We start from the raw sequence: 22,722 nt of genomic DNA, 5'->3' as shown, positions 1-22,722 counted from the left end.
ATTATGTATATCTGAATGACCGCCCTGATGCAGCTACGGTATTAACCAAGCTCGCTGAATGGTTCGAAGATTACAACAATTACCATCCGCACAGCGGATTGAAAATGATGTCACCGCGAGAGTATCGAGCTCTTAAAGTGGCAAGTTAAACTGTCCGTTTTAGCGGGGGCAACTACAATTTCAACGTTTAGAACCGTGATTTATGAACTTGAGCAATTGCTCCCAGATATAAAAAATACACGTTGGAAAAAGAAGACAGACTTTTACTCGCTGTTCCTTTACCTAGCCTTGCATCAAAATCAACTCCCGCTGACTCAAGAAAAAAGAGGTGAGTTTAGAGAAGCTCTCGACAGCTTTTCCAAGGAGGTCAATAGATATATTAGTTCTGATGCAGATGATGAAGAATTCTCATCGCAGGTCGTGAGTTACGGAAGATCTATTAGGGCATCCTCTGACCTTGGCAATAGAAAAAGGAGGCACGCAGCACTTTGTAAGGCGTTGGATCCTATACTCGACGTGGCAACTCAGGAAATACCTGCGTCAAAAATGACTCCTTTGCAAGAGGGCCTTTTTGATCAGGAGTATCACGATGATGATGAGTCTTAGCATTTAGTTCGAGTTCGGGCCCTCAACCGGATGCTCTTTTTCGCTTTGATACAAGGGCACCGCTGAGCTGACCGCTAACATCCGCTGTTGGCACGAACCAGTCCAACAAGACAAGACCAATGTCTGGAACGAGCGAACAGCGGACCTTCTGACTTTCAAATTACTCCAATTAGTGACTAGCTGTCCCGTTATTAGTAAGTGTGGGTGTCGCTAGCGGTGCATGGCACATTCACGTCGGCAATATTGCGCGTTTTGTTGTTGTGTTGTGTATTTAAGTCGTTTACTGTCAATTACATAACAAAAAATAAAGGTTGGATATTGTGCGCTCGATAAAGTGTAACTGAGCATTCTCAAATTGCCTTTGCTAACTCGGGACCTTTCAAGTCAGGAATGCTCGCTTGATCAGTAAATTAAGAACCGAAAACTATCAATTGGACGAGTTTCTAAATGCGCACGCACAATATACAAATGTTAGCTTCTCGGAGTAGAAATCGAAACTATGGATGACGATTATCAGAACCCCCTACCGGGTAAAACCTATATAAGCCCATCACTCCGAGCTTTTGGCGATAAGGAGCGTAGGGTTCGTATCGCGTCTAAAATTCTACCCTCTGAAAATGGCTATGAATATGCAAAGGAACGCGACGAGGTAGTTTTAAGAAAGAAGCCAGACGCTAAAACCTATATAACAGCGAAGTTCTTAGAAGATACTAGGCAAACTTTCGTCTTAACTGTCCAAAAGTTTGTGTCAGAAACAGGGCAGCCTTATGGATCTGGGTTTTCATTTGTGGGTGAAGAAATAGGTCGATTCTGTGAGTTTTTAGCAAATATACAAGCTGTAGATTTCAAAAATAGAGCCAAAGTAAATATTTCTGATGAAGAGCTTCGAAAAGTAGCTTTGACTACTCATCAAGCAAAAACATTTCTTGTTGAAAATCAGGAATTGTTTGCTGAAGCACTAAAATCCGAGGTAACTACAGAAGACCTAGTCGCGGTGGGATTTCGAAAAAAGCAGTTAGGTGTTTATAACAATCTTCTGCATGATCAAAGCTACTTTGACGATTTAAAGGACAGAAAGAAATGTTCTAATGAAGCTCTATGGCAAAAGTACTTTGAAAAGAACCCTTGGGTATTTGGTTATGGACTAGGTTACATTTTTTTGTCCAGTCTCGATGATAAAAAGCTAGAACAAGTAGTCCAAGGGCATAGCGTAGATTCGCACGGTAAGCGTGTTGATGCTCTTATGAAGACAAAGGGCATTATTTCCAACTTATGCTTTGTTGAAATTAAAACCCACACAACAGCTCTATTAGAGGCTAAGCCTTATCGGTCCGGCTGCTGGGCACCTTCAAAAGAATTGGCTGGTGCGATAGCACAAGTCCAAGGTACCGTTGCGTCTGCAGTGGAAAATCTATCTAGCAGAATCAATCCTAGCGATAGTGAAGGTAACCCAACTGGCGAAGAAATTTATAATTACCAGCCTAAGTCCTATTTGGTAATAGGCAGAATGGGTGAGTTTTTATCGGAGCAAGGCGTGAACAGGGATAAACTAAGGTCATTCGAGCTTCTTCGTAAAAATACCAGTAATCCTGAAATTATTACATTTGATGAACTTTATGAGCGCGCAAAATTCATTGTCCAGCACCACGAAAGCTAACAAAGTGCTGCTGTTGGACAAATTTTCCGCTGCACTTCAAATTTGCCGCAGAGCACGGCGTTATACATCACGAGGTAACTGTGGAAGAGGTTAAACGTTTAACTCCAAAGCCGGAAGTTCTTCGCGAGTTATTTTTAAAATCTGGAAACGTCTGTGCTTTTCCTGGCTGTCTGCATCCGATTGTAGATTTTAACGGTATCTACGTTGCGCAGCTTTGTCACATAGAAGCTGCGGCTGTAGGAGGGCCTCGCTTTAATGCCAGCCAAAGTAACGAGCAGCGAAGACAATTCGAAAATTTGCTTCTAATGTGCCATCGTCACCACAAAGAAACGGACGATGTTGCTAGATTTCCTGTGTCGAAAATGAAAGAAATCAAGCGATCTCATGAGGCAAAGTTCGAGAAAGTATTGGATTCACTTGCAAATGATGTGTATGACGTTGCTCTTGCCTACGAGCCTGTTCCTCCGCAGTCTGCCCAAGTTTTTGTAGATGAGGGTTGGATTGAGGCTGAGGAAATCCCAATTTATCTCGATGAGATGAACCAATTACTCCAGTTGCTTCACAAAATCTCACCTGTTACTAGGAAAATACTTTTGCTAGTGGTGAATCGTGCCGATGCTCACGATGGTCACTTCTCAGTCAACGAATTTCAGTACGTTGTAAGTATGGACCCCAAAGAGGCCTATAACCACATCGCTATTTTGGAAAGCTATGGATTGTTATATGACGACGAGGACTCAAATTTTTTCGAACGCAAACTAAGGCTTCAGTCCGTTACTAAAGATTCGCCGCATCCCGTCATGCTTTTGTTAAAGGAATATTGTGAAAAAAGGAGTGTAGATCTTTCATCTATTTTGATCGATTTAAATTTTGGTCTGGTTAAAAGCGATGTATAACAAGTTGCTACACACGGACAAATTACTCGGTGAGCAAAGCGTTAGGCCCACCTGTCAATGGCCAGTAACAGCAGCGTTGGCACCCACAAAAAGAGCATGGCCTCCTGATAGGCTCGGATCTTGGTCTTTTTCCCGCTAATGATGGCTTTTTTGACTTTGTCGGACTCCCAAAGACTGTAAAGCGACATCGCTATAATGGTGAGCAGTATGATCCATTCAGGCGCATGCAATGGCATGATATCCCCTTGTTGTACGTCGTTAGTTAAGGTGGGAATGGTAAAGACTTGCGGTGTATAAATAAATGGATTAATAATATAGCAAAACTAAACAAAAGGTTTAAACGTGTTTCACCCGCGAGATTTAGACATTTTTTGCAAGGTCGCCGAGACCGGCAATATGTCGAGAGTTGCTGAAGCCGAAGCAAAAACCGTGATGGCGATTAGCAAGCAAATACGTCGGCTTGAGAGCGAGCTCAACCAGGCGCTTTTTATTCGCACTAGGCGCAAGCTTGAACTGACCGAGTTCGGTCTTGAGTTCAAGAAGAAATCTGAAGCATCGCTTGAGCATTACACCGCGCTGGTCCGCTGGGGGCATAGCCAGGAAACATCTGTAACGGGCGAGCTACGCGTCGTTTGTCAGTCAAACGATATGCTAAAAGAAACACTCATTCCCTGGCTGGCGGAATTTACCTCAGAGTATCCGGAGCTTGGCATCTCGCTGGATGTGAAGGAGTCACTGATTGACATTATTGACGACGATTACGATGTATTTTGGGCCGTCGGTGCGTATCTCGGCGAGCGTTACCCGGGCTTAAAACGTCAGGCCTTATGGTCTTCTGCTTATGGCATCTTCGCGTCGCCTGACTACCTGAAGAAAAACGGTACGCCCACCAGCATCGACGAGCTTGCCAGGCACAAGGTCATTGGCTACCTGCACAACCAACCCAGCAATGTACTTATCGCAGGTCGCAACAACGGCGAGCCCAACTATGTGACGCCCACCTGCCAAATTAAAACTGTCGCGGGCCTATTAGAGTTAGCCGAGGCGGGACTTGGGCTCATTAACGCACCGGTGAACACCACCACCATTCAGGAAAAACTCAGGCAAGGGCGTTTGGCGCCGGTGCTTCAGGACGTGTGGTGGCAGGGCGCTAAGGTGTATGTTTACTACCATCCGTCGCGACCGGTTCAGGCGAAAGTCCGGGCATTTTTGGACTTTTTTGTTCCGAAACGCCACGAATGGGAGCTTTGACTAAGCAAACACTGCACGTTTACCCAAAGTGCTCACTTTAAATCTCGGATTGCCAGATGTTGGTAGCGGTGAGCGAATTCAAACGATACCCGACGAACGACACGCATGACACGTTCTGCATCATCCTTATTAGGTGCGTGAATGACCAAGAACGTACAACCATCTTTTGCGGCTTCTAAGTGCTTTTTCTCATATTGGTCACTTGCTCCTAACTTCGCTAAGGGGCCAGCGTCGTCAAGATGGCTTTTCGCGATGGAGGCAATTTTATCGGCTTCGTAAAGCTTGCACTCAGATTCTTCGTATCCGCCTGTCATTAAATCTTCTTGTACCTTGCAGGCATCGTCCTTTTCCGGAAACGCCACGACGATATAACCCGTTGGATAAAAAATACCAAATTGCGTTGGTACATTCTCTTCGTTGCTCATACCCACCTCCAAATAAAGATCGATAATTAAATTCGTCTACGAATAACAGCTCTGATTGCCTGTCACTTACTTAACATTAGACAAGGAAAGCACAAAAAACCAATAATATTATAGAGATAAGGGCGGCGCTTCTGGCAGCATCCGGCCATGAGAACGAATAGAAAGCGGGCAGGGCGCCGAGCAGAGCGTAGCTCGGGCGCGATAGCACACCAACGAGTGAAATAAACTGCAGCGCGCGCCTCACTAAGGTAGAATGCACGTTCTTATCATTATTAGGTTGCACATTTATACATGACTTTTTCTGAACTCGGACTTTGCCCTGAAATTCTAGACGCCCTCACTCGCCAGGGTTATACCGAACCCACGCCAATTCAGGCGCAAGCGATTCCTGCCGTACTTGCTGGGAATGACGTGATGGCGGCAGCACAAACGGGCACGGGTAAGACCGCTGGCTTTACCTTACCGATTTTAGAAATGCTCAAAGATAATGAGCGCGCCAAGCCAAACACTGCGCGCGTGCTTATTCTAACGCCGACGCGCGAGCTTGCTGCGCAGGTAGGTGAGAGTGTTGCCACTTATGGCGCTGGTTTGCCACTTAATTACGCGGTCGTTTTTGGCGGCGTGAAAATTAATCCGCAGATGATGAAGCTACGCAAAGGCGTCGATATTCTCGTGGCAACACCAGGTCGTCTGCTCGATTTGTATCAGCAAAACGCCATTCGCTTCCCGAAACTGGAAGTTATGGTGCTAGATGAAGCCGACCGTATGCTCGACATGGGCTTTATTCACGACATTCGAAAAATTATCCGGCTATTACCGACCAAGCGCCAGACGCTGATGTTTTCGGCGACATTTTCAAAGGAAATCCGTGACCTTGCGAAAACGCTGGTGCACAAGCCGGTCGAGATTTCCGTGGCGCCACCGAATGCCACCGCAGAGCGTATTGAACAGACCTTGTATGCGGCACAAAAGAGTGAAAAGCCGCGTATGCTCATGCAGATCTTACGCAATCTGAACTTGCCGCAAGTCATTGTGTTTTCGCGTACCAAACACGGCGCCAATCGTCTGGTACGACAGTTAGATGCCGACGGCTTCCTGGCAGCAGCCATTCACGGCAATAAAAGCCAGGGCGCGCGCACCAAAGCGTTGGCGGACTTTAAAGCCGGCAACGTACAGGTGTTGGTCGCAACCGATATTGCCGCGCGCGGATTGGATATCGAAAAATTACCGTACGTGATCAATTACGATCTGCCGCAGGTGGCAGAAGATTATGTGCATCGCATTGGCCGTACCGGTCGCGCCGGACAGGTGGGTCATGCCATCTCACTGGTCATGGATGAAGAGTTTAAAACCTTAAAAGCCATCGAGCGACTCATTGGCCAACCCATTGAGCGCCGTAAATTAGAAGGTTTTACCGACGTTGAGCTTACCGGCAAAACGCCACCGCCGAAGAAAACTCCGCGCCCACCGCGCAAGCCGCAGGGTCGCGGTGGCAATCAGCCCAAGAGCCAGCCGAAGGGCAAAAACAGTCAACGCAAAGGTGATTAAAAAGAAAGACTGACACAGCCGTATGAATTAAGAGTTTAGCGAAGCTGTGTCAGGCCTTACCAGTTGCTTTTGACTTTTCTGATAGAATTTTCACAATTTTTTATCAGATCGAGCAACAAAAATAATGAAAAACGTAATCCTTGCACTGCTTACCTTGCTGCTTGCAAGCGGTACTGCGCTAGCGCAAAGCAAAGCAGAGAAAATAGACGCGCTCATGAACGCAGCCCATGCGCGCGGTATTTTTAACGGCAATGTACTGGTCGCCGAAAAAGGCGAAATCGTTTACCAGAACGCCGTTGGTTTTGCCGACGGCGGTCAAAAGCAAATGTTGGAAATGGACTTACGTTTCAACATTGGCTCCATAGCAAAAGAGTTCGATGGCGTTGCCCTGATGATGTTAAAAGAGCAGGGCAAGCTATCACTCGATGACAAAGTTTCTGACTACTTTCCTGAGCTGCCGCTATGGTCCGGGCGCGTCAGCATCCGCAATCTGATGCAATACACCAGCGGCTTGCCGGCGCCAAGCTATCCGAGCGAACCGCTGGATGACGACGTATGGCAGTTTCTGCGCGCGCTGGAACAACTCGAATTCGAGCCAGGCACGGCGTATGGCTATAACAATCACAATGTATTTTTGCGTAAACGCATTGTCGAAAAAGTCTCCGGCATGTCGTTTAATGCATTCGTTGAACAGCATATGCTGAGGCCGCTTGGCATGGATTCCGCTGCGATCGATCTGGCCGCTGACGCTGAGAAGTTCGCCAAAGCATTTAATAATCGTTTCATTGAAGACGACTACGCCCCTTATATGTCGGGCTGGGTGCAACTGACAGCGCAAGATTTATATCACTGGGTTGAGGGCCTGCACACCTACAAGCTGATCAGTAAAGACTCGCTTTATGAGCTATTCGCTGGCTATGACGGTAATCAATCGCCACTGGGGCACAGCCTTTTTGATGGTGACACCTTGGTGTATCACTACCATCATGGCTCGAATTATAATTTTGAGTCTTCGTTGTATCACAATCCCGGCGAGCAATTTACGGTGCTCTTGCTGACCAATAATAAGAACTTTAATGTCGGCGACTTGACCAACACTATCGATGCTATTTTACGCGGCAATGAGTACACCGTTCCGCTTGCCTCAATCTACATGAATCTGCGTACGCGAATCGTTTACGATGGCTATGACCACGCCATGCAGTGGTATGCTGATATTTCTCAGAATGAGCGTGAGATCTACGATTTCTCTGAGGAAGTTGATGAGCTCAGCAAGACCGCGGATTATTTGGCTGATGCGCAGCGTGGGCGTGTCGCAGAAGCATTGAAGCTCTATGAGTACATTGTTCAGCAGTTCCCGGCTTCTGAAACGGCACACGCGAAACAGCAAATTGAGGCACTACGCCATCTGTGATTGAGACATTGCAGTGTTCTGCGCCGCAATCTATAACTAGTGCAAGCCCTTCGTTATGAGAGCGCGTCACTATGAACTCAACCAACACTGCCATCTCTGAGGAGCAACTGCGGTCGCTGCTGAAGTGCGCCATTCTTGCTCCTTCCAGCCATAACACCCAGCCCTGGCGCTTTGGGATGGCTGATGGCGCCATCATGTTGTTTGCCGATAGAACGCGATCGCTTCCGGCGAATGATCCCGATGACCGCGAGCTCACCATCAGTTGTGGCTGCGCTTTAATGAATTTGCGTGTCGCCGCGGCGCATGCAGGGATAGCAGTCGAAATTGATGCCTGCCCGAACCCCGACGATCGGGACCTGCTTGCCACGATCTCGTTTAACAAACACGCGTCGGAATCGGCAGAAGAGGGCGAGTTATTCGACTCGATTAACGGCCGCAGAACTTACCGCAAATCGTTTGCATCGAAAAAGGTTTCGGTAGCGACGCTAAAATCGTTGTCATCTGCGGTAGCAACAGAAAACGCCTGGCTTGAGGTTATCGAAACGAAAGATTACCGGCAGAAAGTCGCTGAGCTTGTCGCAAAAGGGGACGCAGCTCAGTGGTCCAACCCTAAGTGGCGAAAGGAGCTTGCGGCCTGGATGCATTCGCGGCGCCAGGGCGATGGACTGACTGTGCCAGCACTCATTGCTCCGCTAGCGCGCTTTATGGTCCGTAACTTCAATATGGGCAAACTTATCGGTGGTATGGACAAGCAAGTAGCCGAGGATTCGCCCGCGCTGGTGGTGCTTGGCACGCCGGAAGATAACGTGAATGACTGGCTGGCAGCGGGCCAGGCATTACAAAAATTATTGCTATCTGCCCATGCTGAAGGCCTGCAAGCTTCCTATCTTAACCAACCCATTCAGGTCGCCTGGCTACGACCTAAACTGCAACGACTGCTAAGCCATGACGGCTGTCCGCAGATTCTGCTCCGCCTTGGCTACCCGAAAGAGGACATTGACGCTACACCGCGGCGGAGTCTTGGTGATGTGGTCGAATGAGCCTGATTGGCGGTTAAGGTTGTCTGGCAGATAGATAACAGTCCGATTTGTGTACTAAGGGAGTTACTATTTCGACGAGTAAGCAACAAAAAAGCCCCTAACTTTAAAAAGCTAGGGGGCTTTTTCAGTAAATTTGGCTCAGAAGGAGACGACTAACTGTTCGCTACTTTTTTCTGACGATCCACAACGGCATTTTGCTCTGCAATAGCACGATCGATTACGCGTGCGTAAACACGCTTCTTGTCACGCGATTTAGCGTTGCGTACGAAGTTCGATAGGTTCGAACTCTCTGTAGCTTTCTTTTTGAATATCCCGATCATTATCGATTACCTTAATATTTCCACGCTCTATCCCTCTATATAGTTCTACTGCAACTTCGAGGGCGCGCTATTTTATCAGCTCGAGAAGCTGTTTGCGAGTGTACCGTTCTGCTAGGTAGCGCTCAATCTCGTCAACATTATCATGATAGAAGCGCGTATGGCCCTTATTATTTTTGACCAACAAATCTACCTGTATTCGACTGCCAAATTCGCCCTTTAGTCCATTTACTACTGTTTGCGCACCTAAGAACTACTCAACGAATACGGCTGGTTCAATTCTACGGCCTTCTTCTTTTTCACGTGCTTGAACAAACTCCCAAGCAAATTCAGGCTTCTGATAAACAAACAGTATCAAGACGTGCCTGTTTCTTCGTAATGAGCGTTCGATATTTCGGTGCGCAACTCCATGGTTAGACAACGTCCCATCTAACAAAAACGATTGACCATTTTTAAATGCAAAATCCGAAGTTCGCTCGACAATGAAAGAAACCGCTGACTGAAACAAGTATGAGTTAGTACCGCGATATTCCTCGAAATAGTGCCTGAGATCGTCAGGATCCAATCTGATGACAGTGTTCGCACCGATCTCTTCTAAAAACAGCTTTGACGCTTCGGTTTTTCCGGCTCCAGGTGAACCCGCCATAAAGACCGAAACAGGTTTTTTCTCAGATGGAAATTGTAGTTTGTCCGTTAGATTTCGCGCAATCTGCGTTCTGTTTGCTTTCGCGAACTTAATCGCCCGCTAAGCTATCAGTTCTTCATCTGGTGAGAGTTTCATCACTAGCTTATCCTAAACGATGTGCTTTGAGTGTCGCACCAACATTTCTGTAGGTAAAGCCTAATTTACCTGTCCCCTAATGAACCCATTGCCGAGTGTCGGGTTGTGATCCGCCCATAACCATCTGCCAAGGGGCTAGTGCCAGACAAACTTTTCCGCTGGATCAACGGTAAAACAACGTATAAGTAGTAAAGTGAATCAAAAACAATACATGGGTTGTTTTATGAAAACTTTAAAAGAGCTAAGTGAGCTATTTTTCAGAAAGCGGAAGCAACGAGATTTGTCACAAAATCAAGCGGTTTGATAGAGACAGCCAACAGCGAATACACAGCGGTTACCGAGCTTTTATCAGGCTTTTGCTATTTCCATCAATCACTACCTTTCAATATCGGCCGCAAGTCATCCAGCTTATCAAACAGATGCCAGATGTAATTCGAAGTGCCGTTCTCGCGATGTGGGTGCAGGTCGGCGAGGTCAGGGTCGTTACAGTAGCTGTCGAACGCTGCTTTAGATTCCCATTCAACCAGTATAAGAACCGAGCGCGGGGTAAGGTCACCTTGCGCGGCTTCACGAAATTTACCTAAAGAGACAACTTTGCCGCCATGCGCCTGCACTTCTTTCACGGAGCGGCGGGCGTAGGCGAGATATTCGTCTTTATTCGAGACGTCGAAAAGGTTCAGGGCGTAAACGGCCATGGCGAAGCTCCTTGTTGGTTTTATTCGACGCGCTGTCGTGCCCAGCGCGAGTTGGCGAATAGCGCGAGTGCGAAGAGAGCGCCGAGGGTGTCCGCCAGAATGTCTTTTTGTGCGTCCCAGATGTCGCCTTGCGAGCCAAGGAACTCAATACCGGCGTTACCGCCTTCAATCACGGCAAATTGCCACTCAATCAGCTCGTAGGCGGCGGCTACAGCCATGATAAAGAACAAGCCGAAGAACATGGCACACGCAGGACGGGCCCATTGCTTGCGAACCAGTAGCTCGGCAGCGGGGTAGGCGTAAAAGCCGACAGTGAAGTGCGCGATACGATCGTAATGGTTGCGCTCAAACCCGAAGGTGTCGGTGACCCAGGCGAACGGCACGTTGGCGAAAGTGTAATGAGCGCCAATGGTATGCAGGATCAGTAAAACGCTCATCAGCACATAGCTGGTGTTACTGAAGCGGAACTTAGAATACGTGGCGGCAAGGCCGGCGAAAATGGCCATAATCGGCACCATTTCCGCCCACCATACCGTCCTATCGGCCGGATTAATGTAGGACCATACCATAGTGGCAATAATGACCAGCGCAAGAAAGTGGGGAATACGAATTTGCCAGCCAGTATACGTCGGTGCCATTACAGTCATGGGACGATCCTTATTGTTATTTTTGGCGATCAGAAATGTAATTTAAGCAACAAATTTAAATTACGTTCGTCCACTCCGTCAATGCCAAATTTATTATTCCAGTGCGCGTATTCAACGCCCAGGTAGAAGCGGTTGTCGATACCGAGCGCCGGGCCGACGTTATATTTCAGCTGAGAAGTAAAGTTCATCTCGGCCGCGTGACCGGTGCTGGCTGACGACCAGTCCATGAAACCGTCGTAGTAGAATTCTCCGCTCAGTTGTAAGCCCCAGACCGCGGTCAGCTGATAATTGCTTTCAAAAAACTCATTGCTGCGGCGATAGCCGTTCAGTTGAAAGTAATCAAAGCCAGGAAGTTTTAAATCGGTGCCCAGACCGACCAGATAGTTGTCAAAACCGTCGCCAATTTCCCAGGTGGTGGCCACGTAAAGACCGCTAAAAAAGTTATCGTCGGCGAATTTCATCACACTAAAACGTGGTGAAATTTCGGCATAGGTTTCGGTAAAACCGTCGCTTGAGTCGAGCCGATCAACAAACAAAAATGAGTCGCCCCAATTATGGGCGGCAGCGTGCTCGAAGGTCACCACCTGGCGGTCACTGTCACCGAGCTTATAGTTCTGTCCATTCAGATAGGTAAGGCTGACGTCCTGCCATAACATTTCGGCGTTTGCAGCGGGAAGGGTACCAACAGTGGCCGCCACCAGCGCGGCCATGACAACAGGCTTGTTCAAGTTAAAGTCCTCAGTTATTCATCGCGAAAAGGTTGTGCTGCCAGCGGCCAGCCACCTAAGTTTTTGTAGCGGTTGATCATCCAGCAAAAAAGCTCGGCGGTGCGCTCGGTGTCATACAGCGCCGAGTGCGCTTCTTTGCTGTCAAAAGCAATTCCGGCGGCCTGACAGGCTTTAATCAGCACCGTTTGGCCCAGTGTCAGGGCGGCCAGTGCGGCGGTGTCAAAGGTGACAAAAGGATGAAACGGGTTGCGTTTTATGTTGCAGCGTTCAGCAGCAGCCATGACAAAGCCTAAATCAAAGGTGGCATTGTGACCGACCAGCACCGAGCGCTGACACCCGGCGGCCTTTTGTGCCTTGCGGATGGGCTTGAATAATTCTTTTAAAGCTTCTTCTTCAGGCACCGCGCCGCGCAGGGGCGAGTTCGGATCAATGCCGTTAAAGTCGAGCGCAGCCTGCTCAATGTTGGCACCTTCAAATGGGTCCACATGGTAATGAATGGTTTGATCAGGATGCAGCCAGCCATCATCGTCAAAGGCGAGGGTGACCGCGGCAATTTCCAGCAGTGCGTCGGTCTTTGAGTTAAAACCGGCGGTCTCTACGTCAATGACCACCGGCAGGTAGCCACGAAATCGCTGCTTCATTAAACTTGCGTCGTCATTGATCATAAGTCGTCGCTGGCCTGGCGTTCAATCAGTTCAATCGGGTAACCGTCTGGGTCACGCACAAAAGCAATCAGGGTTTTGCCACCTTTTACTGGACCCGGTTTGCGATAGACATCCGCACCTTTGGCTTCAAGCTGCTCGCAGAAGCCGTAAATATCGTCTACGCCAATGGCGATGTGGCCATAGGCTTCGCCCATCTCGTATTCGCTTTTGTCCCAGTTGTAGGTCAGCTCAAGTACGGTGTGATCTTTCTCATCACCATAGCCAACAAAAGCGAGGGTGTATTGGTATTCTTCGTTGTCCGACTGACGCAGCAGCTGCATGCCCATCAGGTCGGTATAAAATTTGATGGAGCGCTCTAAGTCACCCACGCGCAACATGGTATGTAACATTCTCACTGTCGTACTCCTTGCTTTGTGGCGTTAGTCGTCTGAAGTTTTATGTTTGTATTCGCACAAGTCTTCAATGATGCAGCTGCCGCAGCGGGGCTTACGTGCAATGCAGGTATAGCGGCCATGCAGAATAAACCAGTGATGCGCGTCGACCTTAAACTCGCTCGGAATAACCTTTTCGAGGCGATCTTCGACGGCCCGCACGGTTTTACCGGGGGCGAACTTAGTGCGATTGGCAACCCGGAAGATATGCGTGTCGACCGCAATAGTCGGCCAGCCAAAGGCCGTGTTCAGTACCACGTTGGCGGTTTTACGTCCCACACCGGGCAGGGCTTCGAGTGCTTCGCGATCTTCGGGCACTTCGCCGTCATACTTGTCGACCAGAATCTTACAGGTTTTGATGATGTTCTCGGCTTTGGAATTAAATAAGCCAATGGTTTTAATGTAATCTTTTACCCCATCGACACCGAGATCCAACATGTCCTGCGGGTTATCCGCTACCGGGAAGAGTTTGCGCGTGGCTTTATTCACCCCGACATCGGTTGCCTGCGCTGAAAGTAGCACGGCGATTAACAGCTCAAAGTCTGAATTGAACTCGAGCTCTGTGGTCGGGTTAGGATTGTTGTCCCGAAAACGTTTCAGTATCTCAATACGTTTTTCTTTATTCATGCTCGCTTCGTTATCTGTCTGCTTGGTTTATTGGGCGGTGACCCGTACCCTCGTGACTTCTTTTACCGGCTTGCTGGCGCGCTGTTCGCGGTAATGGTCAATGGTATTTTTAATGGCAATAATAAAGCCCATGGCAATGAAGGCCCCGGGCGGCAAAATGGCCAGTAACAATGGGTAGTCAACAGCAAAAATCTCAATGCGCAGCGCTGCTGCCCAGTCGCCGAGAAGTAGGTCGGCACCGTCAAACAGGGTACCATTGCCAATCACTTCACGAATGCCGCCAAGCACAATCAGCACCAGGGTAAAGCCCAGCCCCATCATCAAGCCATCGTAGGCAGCGCGACGCCATGGGTTTTTCGAGGCAAAGGCTTCGGCGCGGCCAATAATGGCGCAGTTGGTGACGATTAGCGGAATAAATATACCCAGTGACTGATACAGTCCATACACGTAGGCGTTCATTAGTAACTGAATAACTGTCACGAAGGTCGCGATGACCATTACGAATACCGGAATGCGGATTTCTTTTGGTACCCACTCGCGCACCAGCGACACGGTAATATTGGAGCCAATCAGCACCAGCAAGGTGGCCAGTCCCAGCCCCAACGCGTTGGTAACGGTCGCGGTCACCGCGAGTAACGGGCACAGTCCAAGTAACTGTACCAGTGCCGGGTTGTTTTCCCACAGCCCATTCAGGGTAATGTCTTTGTAACTCATCAGGCCGCTCCTCCACAGTTCGTTGGCTGTTGCGCCCATTCGTCTTTATTGGCTTTAAAGGCCAGTACGCTGCGCTTGACCGCCTGCACCACGGCACGTGGCGTGATGGTTGCGCCGGTAAACTGATCGAACACGCCACCGTCGCGGGTGACAGCCCAGCGCGTGTCGTCATTGCCTTGCACTGTCATGCCATTAAAACTGGTGATCCAGTCGCTTTTGCGGATCTCAATTTTATCGCCCAGGCCCGGCGTTTCCTGATGTTGCAAGGTACGTACACCGGCCACAGTGCCGTCCCATTTAATCGCAACCAGTAATCGGATCGCGCCGGAGTAACCATTAGGTGCCACCACTTCCAGGGCGGCCGCACTCGGCCTACCGTTTTGTCGCGCCAGGTACATGGGCGTGGGTTGCGTCGCCAGCGCCGGGTGCTCAATCAGCCGGCACGAAGCATAAAGATCGTTGTCATGTAGCTCAGCCGGCAGTAACTGGTTCAGCACCTGCAATAGCTCACGCTGTTGCTCGCGGGCAATCGGCTCGGCGGTTAGCCGTGCAGTCAACATCACCAACAATGTCGCGACGACGGCAAAGGCCGCAAGAATGAGGCCGTTGCGTTGCATACTTTTGGCAATCATGGGTGTTCTCCATGGCCATAGGTGACCGGTTGCGTGTATTTGTCAATGATGGGCACGGCCATATTGGCCAGCAGCACAGCAAAGGCGACGCCATCAGGATAGCCGCCCCAGGTGCGGATGACAAAAACCAAAAAGCCGATCAGCAGGCCAAAGTACAGACGCCCACGATTCGAGGTCGCCGCGGTCACCGGGTCGGTGGCAATAAAAAATGCGCCCAACATGGTGGCACCGCTAAGCATGTGCATGACCGGCGAAACGCTTTGCTCTGGCGCAAACATCCACACTACTGCGGCCGGAACCAGCAGACCCAGCAAGAAGCCACCCGGAATATGCCAGCTGATAATGCGTTGCTTAAGCAGTACCAGCCCGCCAAGCAGGAACGCCAGGTTGACCCATTGCCAGCCAAGGCCTGCGTAATCACCAAAAATAGGGCGTTGCAGCGCTTCGCTCATGGTTAACTGGTGGTTAAGCGCAGTGCGCAGGCTGTCCAGTGGTGTGGCCATGGTTAAGCCATCAGCGCCCATGCGTAACTGTTCAAGATTATAGCCCGCCGGGGTAAAGCCGGTGAAAATTACTGAGGCGGCATCAAGAAAGCCGAGATCAAACTGGCTGATTTGCTGCGGTAGTGGCCAACTGGTCATTTGCACCGGAAAGCTGATCAGCAGCACCACGTAGCCGGCCATGGCCGGATTAAAGATGTTCTGACCGACGCCGCCGTAAACGTGCTTCACCACAATAATGGCAAAGGCGGTACCGATGACAATGATCCACCAGGGCGCCAGACCGGGAATACTAATGGCGAGTAAGATCGCCGTCACCAGTGCGGTATGATCGCGCCAGGCGAAGCGCACCGGGCGGTTGCGTAACAGCATACAGCCAGCCTCAGCGGCCCAGGCGGTCAGGATCGCCAGCCCCAGTTGCCAGACTACACCCCAGCCAAAGAAGTAAATCAGCGTCAGAATGCCCGGAATCAGCGCCATATAGACCCAGCGCATCACCTGTTGGGTGGTTCGGCGCTGGTGGCTGTGGGGCGAGGCCGCGAGTTTGAATGTCATGCTTGATTAGTCCTCGTTCTTCTTTTGCTGCGCAGCTTTACGGGCTTTGGCGCGTGCAATTGCTGCCTGAACTGCGTCCTGCGGGTTCTCGCCCCCGGCTTTGACCTGCTCTGCCTGGGCTTTCTTACGCGCCTCTGCGGCTTTACGGTGGCGCTCCAGGCGCTCCTCTTTTTCACGCTCTAAGCGTTGCTGGCGTGCCTCGAAGCGCTCACGCGCGTTTTCAGCCTTGGCTTTCTCGCGGGCAATGTTACGAATTTCCGCTTTTGCTTTGCGATAATAATGTACCAGCGGTATTTCACTGGGGCACACGTAGGCGCAGGCACCGCACTCAATGCAGTCAAACAGGTTCTGCTGCTCGAGGCCTTCGTAGTCTTTCGCTTTGGCCAGCCACTGGAGTTGTTGTGGCAACAACACCGCCGGACAAACATCAGAGCAGGCGCCACAGCGAATGCAGGGCATTTCCTGCTGGGCGGGCGCGAGTTCTTTCATGCCTGGCAGGAGCAGACAGTTGGTAATTTTTACCACCGGCACGTCGGTGTCAGGCAGGGTAAAACCCATCATCGGGCCGCCCATGATCACCCGCTGCTCTGGCGACTCACGTTCGAATCCGGCTTCACGCAGCACCTCAGCAACCGTGGAGCCAATACGCACCCAGTAATTACCGGGGCGACGTACCGCTTCACCTGTCACCGTGACCACGCGCTGAATCAGCGGTTGCCCCTGACGAACGGCCTGGCTGATTGCGTACGCCGTGCCGACGTTTTGCATCAGCAAGCCAATATCAATCGGCAGCCCACGGCTGGGGACCTGACGCCCGGTCAGCAACTGAATCAGTTGCTTCTCGCCGCCGGAAGGGTATTTGGTCGGTACCACGCGTAAACTGAACTGCGGATAGTCCGCCAGTGCTTCGCGCATTGCCGCAATGGCTTCGGGCTTATTGTCTTCAATGGCCACCAGACCCTTTTGTGCATGAGCCAGATGCAGCAATATCTGGGCACCGTCTAAAATAGTTTGCGCGTGTTCGCGCATCAGCCGGTCATCGGCGCTGATATAGGGTTCACACTCAACGCCGTTAATAATCAGGTAATCAATCGGGCGTTGCAGCGCCAGTTTTTGCGCAGTGGGAAAGCCTGCACCGCCTAACCCGGCAATACCTGCGGCGCGCACGCGCTCTAATAACTCAGCGCGGGCGACTTCGGTGTAATCGCTGATGCCTTGTTGCGCGAAAGCTTCATCTTTACCATCGGCGGCAATCCGAATGACGACATCGGCCATGCCCGACGGGTGTGCGATACGGCCCGGACCAATAGCGGTGATGGTGCCTGAGGTCGGCGCGTGAACCGGCAGCCCCATGCTAACGCCGGAGTGGGTTAACGGCTGCCCCTTTAACACGCGTTCGCCGACAGCGACGCAGATCTCACCAGCGGCGCCGGAATGTTGCTTCACCGGCACCACGTAATGGTCGGCCAGTGGCATGGTGGCAATGGCTGTCTGATTCGACAGTTCTTTACGCTCAGGCGGATGAATCCCGCCGGGGAAGCTCCAGATGTGTCCGGCTTCAATGTCTTTTAGATGGGCGTTTGAGGACATTACTGCTTTGCCTCCACAATTTGCACCGGAATCTGTTCCAGATCCCACTGCCAGTTCTCCGGACGGGTAGGCACCGGCACCATATCAATACAGTCCACCGGGCAGGGCTCGACACAGAGGTCACAACCGGTGCACTCGTGCGCGATAATGGTATGCATCTGCTTGGCGGCGCCTAAAATGGCGTCTACCGGGCAAGCCTGAATACACTTGGTGCAGCCGATACATTCGTCCTCCCGGATTACCGCGACTTTTTTCACGTCTTCCTGGCCGTGTGCCGCATCCAGCGGTTTGGCTTCAACGCCTAACAGGTCTGCCAATGCTTTAATAGTGGCCTCACCACCTGGTGGGCACTTATTAATGTCATCGCCATTGGCAATGGCCTCAGCGTAGGGGCGGCAGCCCGGATATCCGCATTGTCCACATTGGGTCTGCGGTAGCAGTGCATCGATCTGATCAACAATAGGGTCGCTTTCGACTTTAAAGCGCACCGCGGCAAAGCCTAAAACAATACCGAAAATGAGCGCGAGTACGCCAAGCGCAATAAGGGCGGTTACAACACTCATGATAACGTCACCAATCCGCTAAAGCCCATGAACGCCAGCGACATGAGTCCGGCGGTGATCATTCCTACCGCCGCACCTTTAAACGGTAAGGGAACATCGGCGGCGGCGAGTCGCTCGCGCAGCGCCGAAAACAGAATCAGGACTAAGGAAAAACCAAGGGCGGCGCCAAAGCCATAGACAATGGACTGCACAAAATTATGCTGCTCGTTAATGTTCAACAGAGCCACGCCCAGCACCGCGCAGTTGGTGGTGATAAGCGGCAGAAAGATACCCAGCAGGCGATAAAGGGTGGGGCTGGTTTTATGCACTACCATTTCGGTGAACTGCACGACAACGGCAATTACCAGAATGAAACTCAGCGTTTGTAGCGCCATTAAGTCAAGTGGCTGCAGCAGGTAATGGTTTACCAGATAGGAACACACTGACGCCAGCGTCAGCACAAATGTCGTCGCCGCTGACATGCCCACCGCCGTCTCGAGCTTGTTCGACACCCCCATAAACGGGCATAAGCCGAGAAACTTCACGAGCACAAAATTGTTGACTAGTACCGTTGCCACCAGCAACAGCAAATACTCACCCATGTGAATCGTCCAAATTAGCGTTTAAATACCTGCGTATTATCGAATGTTTGGCGCTTTGAAACAACCGACAGACTGTAGTGTTATTCCACTTTTTGTGCGGACTTAGCAGATGTTGTCACGTAATTTTCATCAGATTGTCGCAAAACCGCCATCTCGCGCGCGTACCTTAGCTGTCACCACAGGAACGAAGGAGCCTGTTATGGTACGTTGGCTAGCTACCTTAAGTCGCTATGACCAGCAGTGGTTTTGTTGGTGTTCCCGACACGCTAAGGCCTTTTCGCAGCAGTCCTGGCTACGTTGGTTGTCGCGCTCGGGTGACGGCTACTGTTATGCCCTTGTCGCGGTACTACTGTACCTGATTGCGCCCCACGATGGCAGGGCGTTGCTGCTCTCCATGGCAGTTGGCTATGCCATTGAAGTCCCACTTTTTATTGTCATTAAACGGGTGTTAAAACGCCCCCGACCTTATCAGGCCTTATCGATTACGGCCGTGATCAAAGCCCACGATCAATTTAGCTTCCCCTCCGGGCATACCACCGCAGCGTTTTTGTTTGCTGGTCTGGCGACCACTTTTTTCCCTGAATTGATGCCGCTTTGGTTGCTCTGGGCGGCAGCAGTGGGCGCGTCGCGGGTACTGCTTGGCGTGCATTATCCGGGCGATATTGTTGCCGGCGCACTGCTGGGGACTGTTTTGGCGCAACTTGCACTGCTGATGCGCGCGTAATGTAAGCAATATTGAAGGAGATGAACATGCGAATACTGTTGGGAGTACAAGGTACCGGGAACGGCCATTTAAGCCGTTGTACCGCACTTGCTGAAGCGCTCGCTCACGAGCCGGTACAGGTTGACTATCTGGTGTCAGGCCGGGCGCCTGAGCACTTTTTCGATATGCAGGCGTTTGGCGACTGGCAGTGGCGTAAAGGCCTGACCTTTGCCGTGAATCAAGGCCGTATTGACCTGCGCGCGACCTTGCAACAGAACGACTGGAAACAGTTCTGGCGCGACGTGAATGCACTGGACCTGAGCCCTTATGATCTGGTTGTTACTGATTATGAGCCTGTGGTTGCCTGGGCTGCCCGGCGGCAAGCTAAGCGCTGCATTGGGATGGGTCGCCAGTATGCCTTCTTCCGGCCCACGCAGACGCTGCGCATTCCTAAAGTTTATCAGCAGCTATTAAAATGGTTCGCACCGGCGCGTGACATTGTAGGTATGCATTGGGTCAATGAAGGCTCGCATATACTGCCGCCAATTGTGCATCACCGTGCTGCGGCCGAAAAACCTCAGGCAGGGCATTATCTGGTGTACCTGCCATTTGAGTCATTGCTAAGCGTACATCGGCTATTGGTAAAGTTTCCGCACTACAGTTTCAGTGTATTTCATCCTGATGCCAAGCGGCAGCGTATTGCCGGTATTGAGTACTATCCGCCGTCACGTCAGCAATTCGCGCGTCATTTTGTTCGCGCCGAAGGAATTGTCAGTAATGCCGGCTTTGAAACCAGCTGTGAGGCGCTCGCTTATGGTAAAAAACTGTTGGTGCGCCCCTTGGCAGGGCAGTTTGAGCAACTGGCAAATGCCCGTTGTCTGCAACAACTGGGACTGGCGACGTATCTGAGCGATTTATCCGCACAAGGTCTGGCGGACTGGTTTGCCCATGGGCAACGCCATCAGTGTTATTGGCCTGATGTGGCAACGGCTTTAGCAAACTGGTTAGCGCAGGGCGCAGAAGTGCCGATCGCAGAACTAAGTCGACGTTTGTGGCGTCGGGCTGAAACGGGAGATTACCGCGATTTACTACGACATGATTTAGCTTTGCTGTGAGGATAAAGGAGCAATGTGGCTCCCCAGGTTGGATTCGAACCAACGACACATGGATTAACAGTCCACCGCTCTAACCAACTGAGCTACTGGGGAATCGATAGGGAATCTGTTGTTGATGAGAGTTGGCTCCCCAGGTTGGATTCGAACCAACGACACATGGATTAACAGTCCACCGCTCTAACCAACTGAGCTACTGGGGAACTCATCTAACAACGGATGCGAATGTTAAAGGTGCCCGCGCGGGCTGTCAATAGTAAAAATGAGCGTTTGCGCGTTTTCTGCGCAGGGCTGGCAAAAATAATTTTGTCAAGTCGTCGCCGGACGCCTGACTATGACATAACGCATAGTGCGCAATCGCTCACGGTTATCCACAGTAAGGTGTAATCCGCGTCATTCATGGGGTTGCCGATCTTATCCACTAAATCTGTGGATAACCTTGTGGGTAGATGTGTGAGAAGCCTTAAGTTACGCCAGATAGCAACGGATTCGCGCATTGCTTAAAAATTAACTACAAAAAATTAAAGCTAGTAAAATCAAGCAGATATAAAATTTTATTGATTTGCGCCAAAATTGATTGACGCTTTAGCGAAACTGTATAGCAAACCAGCACAGCTTGTGTATTTCTTCATAAATCTGGTGAATTTTTGACACAAAAAACCGCCCAAAATCTTGTTGTTTCAGGCGGTGTTAGATTTTTTTAAGTAATGCGAATAGATTTAACGTGTCGCAAAGTCCTTGATACGAGCGACGGCCTCTTTTAGCGTGTCAAGGTCGGTGGCAAACGAGAACCGGCAGTGACCGGGCGCTCCAAACGCCGAACCTGGTACTAATGCCACTTTGGCATCATTCAGTAATGCCGCACACCATTCGATGTCTGAGGCATGGCCTTTGCTTTGCATCATCTCTTCAATGTTGGCAAAGGTATAAAAGGTTCCGTCGCCCTCAATGCAGCGCATACCCGGAATGTTATTCAGGGCTTCAACCAAGTAGTCATGACGCAGCTTGAAAGCTTGAACCATGGTGTCGATACAGCTCTGGTCGCCGGTCAGCGCCGCTAGTGCCGCGTACTGACTGATACTGGCCGGGTTCGAGGTGCTTTGCGACTGGATTTTCTTCATCGCCGCAATCAGTGGTTGCGGGCCTGCTGCATAACCGATACGCCAGCCGGTCATGGAATAGGCTTTGGAAACACCGGAAAGCAGCACAATGCGGTCTTTCAGATCCGGTGCGGCCATAGCGATATTCGCAAACGGGAATTCTGCCCAGAGAATATGTTCGTACATATCGTCACTGGCAATGAGTACCTGCGGATGCTCGCGCAGTACTTCGGCAAGTGCCATCAACTCTTCTTTGCGATATGCGGTGCCGGTCGGGTTCGACGGGCTATTCAAAAACAGTAAACGGGTTTTTGGGGTAATGGCCTCGGCCAACTGCTCAGGCGTGATCTTATAGCGCTGCTCAATACCAGCTTGAATAAACTTAGGTTCAGCGCCAACCAGTTTGGCCATGTCCGGGTACGATACCCAATACGGTGCAGGAATCAGCACTTCGTCACCAGGATTCAGCCAGGCGCTTAACAGATTAAAAATACTGTGCTTGCCGCCTGCTGAGATCAGAATTTCATTCTTTTCATAACTGAGCTGATTGTCGCGTTTGAATTTAGCGATGACCGCCTGTTTCAGCTCCACGATGCCGTCCACTGCGGTGTACTTGGTGTGGCCTGCGTCAATCGCGGCCTTGGCTGCAGTTTTAATGAATTCAGGAGTATCAAAGTCAGGTTCACCGACTCCCAGGCCGATAACGTCATGGCCGGCCGCTTTCAGCTCAGCAGCTTTTTGTGAAACAGCAAGGGTAGGTGAAGGTTGAATAGCATTAACACGATCAGACAATGTGTAGTTCACGACAATTTCCTGTGGATCTAATTCCTATGGATCGAACGTAAGCAGGTAGCTCGCTTGAAGAGCTGTACTATATGATCCTTAAGGAATATTGTCCATGATCGGAACGGGATCCTTGGCGAATTTCTTTGCCTGACGGGTTT

The 22,722-nt window shown here is 50.5% G+C and carries 26 protein-coding genes and 2 tRNA genes; 10 read left to right on the top strand and 18 right to left on the bottom strand.

What is annotated here, in order from left to right:
• From CWI71_RS10850 to CWI71_RS10835, 4 genes are all read left to right on the top strand, one after another.
• Positions 1–149, top strand: a 149-nt coding sequence (locus CWI71_RS10850) for an integrase core domain-containing protein (RefSeq protein WP_157981051.1), incomplete at its 5' end; no start/stop codon positions are given.
• A gap of 46 nt (positions 150–195) precedes the next feature.
• A complete protein-coding gene (locus CWI71_RS10845) occupies positions 196–606 on the top strand; it encodes a hypothetical protein (RefSeq protein ID WP_126755284.1) in 411 nt (136 codons plus the stop codon).
• A 499-nt stretch (positions 607–1,105) separates the two neighbouring features.
• A complete protein-coding gene (locus CWI71_RS10840) occupies positions 1,106–2,263 on the top strand; it encodes a Shedu immune nuclease family protein (RefSeq protein ID WP_126755283.1) in 1,158 nt (385 codons plus the stop codon).
• 80 nt (positions 2,264–2,343) lie between these two features.
• Complete coding sequence (locus CWI71_RS10835; protein WP_126755282.1) at positions 2,344–3,159, top strand: hypothetical protein; 816 nt, start codon at positions 2,344–2,346, stop codon at positions 3,157–3,159.
• A 41-nt stretch (positions 3,160–3,200) separates the two neighbouring features.
• On the opposite strand, the gene CWI71_RS10830 is transcribed toward CWI71_RS10835, so the two are convergent.
• On the bottom strand, positions 3,201–3,395 hold the full coding sequence (locus CWI71_RS10830) for a hypothetical protein (RefSeq protein ID WP_126755281.1): 195 nt from the start codon (positions 3,393–3,395) through the stop codon (positions 3,201–3,203).
• Between the two features lie 106 nt (positions 3,396–3,501).
• On the opposite strand from CWI71_RS10830, the gene CWI71_RS10825 reads away from it, so the two are divergent.
• Positions 3,502–4,410 (top strand): LysR family transcriptional regulator, encoded by a 909-nt coding sequence (locus CWI71_RS10825; RefSeq protein ID WP_126755280.1) that lies wholly within the window; start codon positions 3,502–3,504, stop codon positions 4,408–4,410.
• A gap of 32 nt (positions 4,411–4,442) precedes the next feature.
• Here the strand turns inward: CWI71_RS10825 and CWI71_RS10820 are convergent, their stop codons facing one another.
• On the bottom strand, positions 4,443–4,835 hold the full coding sequence (locus tag CWI71_RS10820; protein WP_126755279.1) for a hypothetical protein: 393 nt from the start codon (positions 4,833–4,835) through the stop codon (positions 4,443–4,445).
• Positions 4,836–5,126: 291 nt separating this feature from the next.
• Here CWI71_RS10820 and CWI71_RS10815 point away from each other — a divergent pair, with 291 nt between their 5' ends.
• The 3 genes from CWI71_RS10815 to CWI71_RS10805 all read left to right on the top strand — a co-directional run bounded on the left by CWI71_RS10815 (position 5,127) and on the right by CWI71_RS10805 (position 8,837).
• A complete protein-coding gene (locus CWI71_RS10815) occupies positions 5,127–6,383 on the top strand; it encodes a DEAD/DEAH box helicase (RefSeq protein ID WP_126755278.1) in 1,257 nt (418 codons plus the stop codon).
• Positions 6,384–6,507: 124 nt separating this feature from the next.
• Complete coding sequence (locus CWI71_RS10810) at positions 6,508–7,797, top strand: serine hydrolase domain-containing protein (RefSeq protein ID WP_126755277.1); 1,290 nt, start codon at positions 6,508–6,510, stop codon at positions 7,795–7,797.
• A 71-nt stretch (positions 7,798–7,868) separates the two neighbouring features.
• Entirely contained in the window at positions 7,869–8,837 is a 969-nt protein-coding gene (locus tag CWI71_RS10805; RefSeq protein ID WP_126755276.1) for an Acg family FMN-binding oxidoreductase, read from the top strand.
• A 570-nt stretch (positions 8,838–9,407) separates the two neighbouring features.
• Here CWI71_RS10805 and CWI71_RS12120 read toward each other — a convergent pair.
• The 13 genes from CWI71_RS12120 to rsxA all read right to left on the bottom strand — a co-directional run bounded on the left by CWI71_RS12120 (position 9,408) and on the right by rsxA (position 18,863).
• Complete coding sequence (locus tag CWI71_RS12120; protein WP_275069880.1) at positions 9,408–9,863, bottom strand: zeta toxin family protein; 456 nt, start codon at positions 9,861–9,863, stop codon at positions 9,408–9,410.
• A 440-nt stretch (positions 9,864–10,303) separates the two neighbouring features.
• Entirely contained in the window at positions 10,304–10,630 is a 327-nt protein-coding gene (locus tag CWI71_RS10795) for a DUF1330 domain-containing protein (protein WP_126755275.1), read from the bottom strand.
• Between the two features lie 20 nt (positions 10,631–10,650).
• Positions 10,651–11,277 carry a DUF2238 domain-containing protein gene (locus tag CWI71_RS10790; protein ID WP_198678776.1) on the bottom strand — a complete coding sequence of 209 codons (627 nt, stop codon included), beginning with the start codon at positions 11,275–11,277 and terminating at the stop codon, positions 10,651–10,653.
• Between the two features lie 29 nt (positions 11,278–11,306).
• A complete protein-coding gene (locus CWI71_RS10785; RefSeq protein WP_241967717.1) occupies positions 11,307–12,005 on the bottom strand; it encodes a DUF5020 family protein in 699 nt (232 codons plus the stop codon).
• A gap of 14 nt (positions 12,006–12,019) precedes the next feature.
• On the bottom strand, positions 12,020–12,646 hold the full coding sequence (gene rnt / locus CWI71_RS10780) for a ribonuclease T (protein WP_420849309.1): 627 nt from the start codon (positions 12,644–12,646) through the stop codon (positions 12,020–12,022).
• Between the two features lie 20 nt (positions 12,647–12,666).
• Positions 12,667–13,065 carry a lactoylglutathione lyase gene (gloA, locus tag CWI71_RS10775; protein ID WP_126755273.1) on the bottom strand — a complete coding sequence of 133 codons (399 nt, stop codon included), beginning with the start codon at positions 13,063–13,065 and terminating at the stop codon, positions 12,667–12,669.
• A 24-nt stretch (positions 13,066–13,089) separates the two neighbouring features.
• Positions 13,090–13,728 carry an endonuclease III gene (nth, locus tag CWI71_RS10770; RefSeq protein WP_126755272.1) on the bottom strand — a complete coding sequence of 213 codons (639 nt, stop codon included), beginning with the start codon at positions 13,726–13,728 and terminating at the stop codon, positions 13,090–13,092.
• A gap of 27 nt (positions 13,729–13,755) precedes the next feature.
• Positions 13,756–14,442 (bottom strand): electron transport complex subunit E, encoded by a 687-nt coding sequence (locus CWI71_RS10765; protein ID WP_420849308.1) that lies wholly within the window; start codon positions 14,440–14,442, stop codon positions 13,756–13,758.
• The gene (rsxG, locus tag CWI71_RS10760) at positions 14,442–15,074 is read right to left on the bottom strand and encodes an electron transport complex subunit RsxG (protein ID WP_126755271.1); all 633 of its coding nucleotides are present in this window, start codon (positions 15,072–15,074) and stop codon (positions 14,442–14,444) included. Before rsxG ends, CWI71_RS10765 begins: the two co-directional genes overlap by 1 nt.
• The gene (gene rsxD, locus CWI71_RS10755) at positions 15,071–16,129 is read right to left on the bottom strand and encodes an electron transport complex subunit RsxD (protein WP_126755270.1); all 1,059 of its coding nucleotides are present in this window, start codon (positions 16,127–16,129) and stop codon (positions 15,071–15,073) included. The genes rsxG and rsxD overlap by 4 nt, the downstream gene beginning before the upstream one ends.
• 6 nt (positions 16,130–16,135) lie before the next feature.
• Positions 16,136–17,719, bottom strand: coding sequence for an electron transport complex subunit RsxC (gene rsxC, locus CWI71_RS10750; protein ID WP_126755269.1), 1,584 nt, complete (start codon positions 17,717–17,719; stop codon positions 16,136–16,138).
• Positions 17,719–18,282, bottom strand: coding sequence for an electron transport complex subunit RsxB (rsxB, locus tag CWI71_RS10745; protein ID WP_126755268.1), 564 nt, complete (start codon positions 18,280–18,282; stop codon positions 17,719–17,721). Before rsxB ends, rsxC begins: the two co-directional genes overlap by 1 nt.
• Complete coding sequence (gene rsxA, locus CWI71_RS10740) at positions 18,279–18,863, bottom strand: electron transport complex subunit RsxA (RefSeq protein ID WP_126755267.1); 585 nt, start codon at positions 18,861–18,863, stop codon at positions 18,279–18,281. The genes rsxB and rsxA overlap by 4 nt, the downstream gene beginning before the upstream one ends.
• Positions 18,864–19,062: 199 nt before the next feature.
• Between rsxA and CWI71_RS10735 the strand changes: the two genes are divergently transcribed.
• Together CWI71_RS10735 and CWI71_RS10730 are read left to right on the top strand one after the other, a co-directional pair.
• Entirely contained in the window at positions 19,063–19,587 is a 525-nt protein-coding gene (locus CWI71_RS10735) for a phosphatase PAP2 family protein (protein WP_157981093.1), read from the top strand.
• 26 nt (positions 19,588–19,613) lie between these two features.
• A complete protein-coding gene (locus CWI71_RS10730) occupies positions 19,614–20,681 on the top strand; it encodes a glycosyltransferase family protein (RefSeq protein ID WP_126755265.1) in 1,068 nt (355 codons plus the stop codon).
• 16 nt (positions 20,682–20,697) lie between these two features.
• On the opposite strand, the gene CWI71_RS10725 is transcribed toward CWI71_RS10730, so the two are convergent.
• From CWI71_RS10725 to CWI71_RS10715, 3 genes are all read right to left on the bottom strand, one after another.
• A tRNA-Asn gene (locus tag CWI71_RS10725) sits at positions 20,698–20,774 on the bottom strand.
• Between the two features lie 30 nt (positions 20,775–20,804).
• Positions 20,805–20,881 (bottom strand) — tRNA-Asn (locus CWI71_RS10720).
• Between the two features lie 516 nt (positions 20,882–21,397).
• Positions 21,398–22,582 carry a pyridoxal phosphate-dependent aminotransferase gene (locus tag CWI71_RS10715; protein ID WP_126755264.1) on the bottom strand — a complete coding sequence of 395 codons (1,185 nt, stop codon included), beginning with the start codon at positions 22,580–22,582 and terminating at the stop codon, positions 21,398–21,400.
• Positions 22,583–22,722 lie beyond the last annotated feature (140 nt).

The organism is Pseudidiomarina insulisalsae, assembly GCF_003987065.1.
GTDB lineage: Bacteria > Pseudomonadota > Gammaproteobacteria > Enterobacterales > Alteromonadaceae > Pseudidiomarina > Pseudidiomarina insulisalsae.
This window is presented reverse-complemented; position numbering and strand designations above follow the sequence as displayed.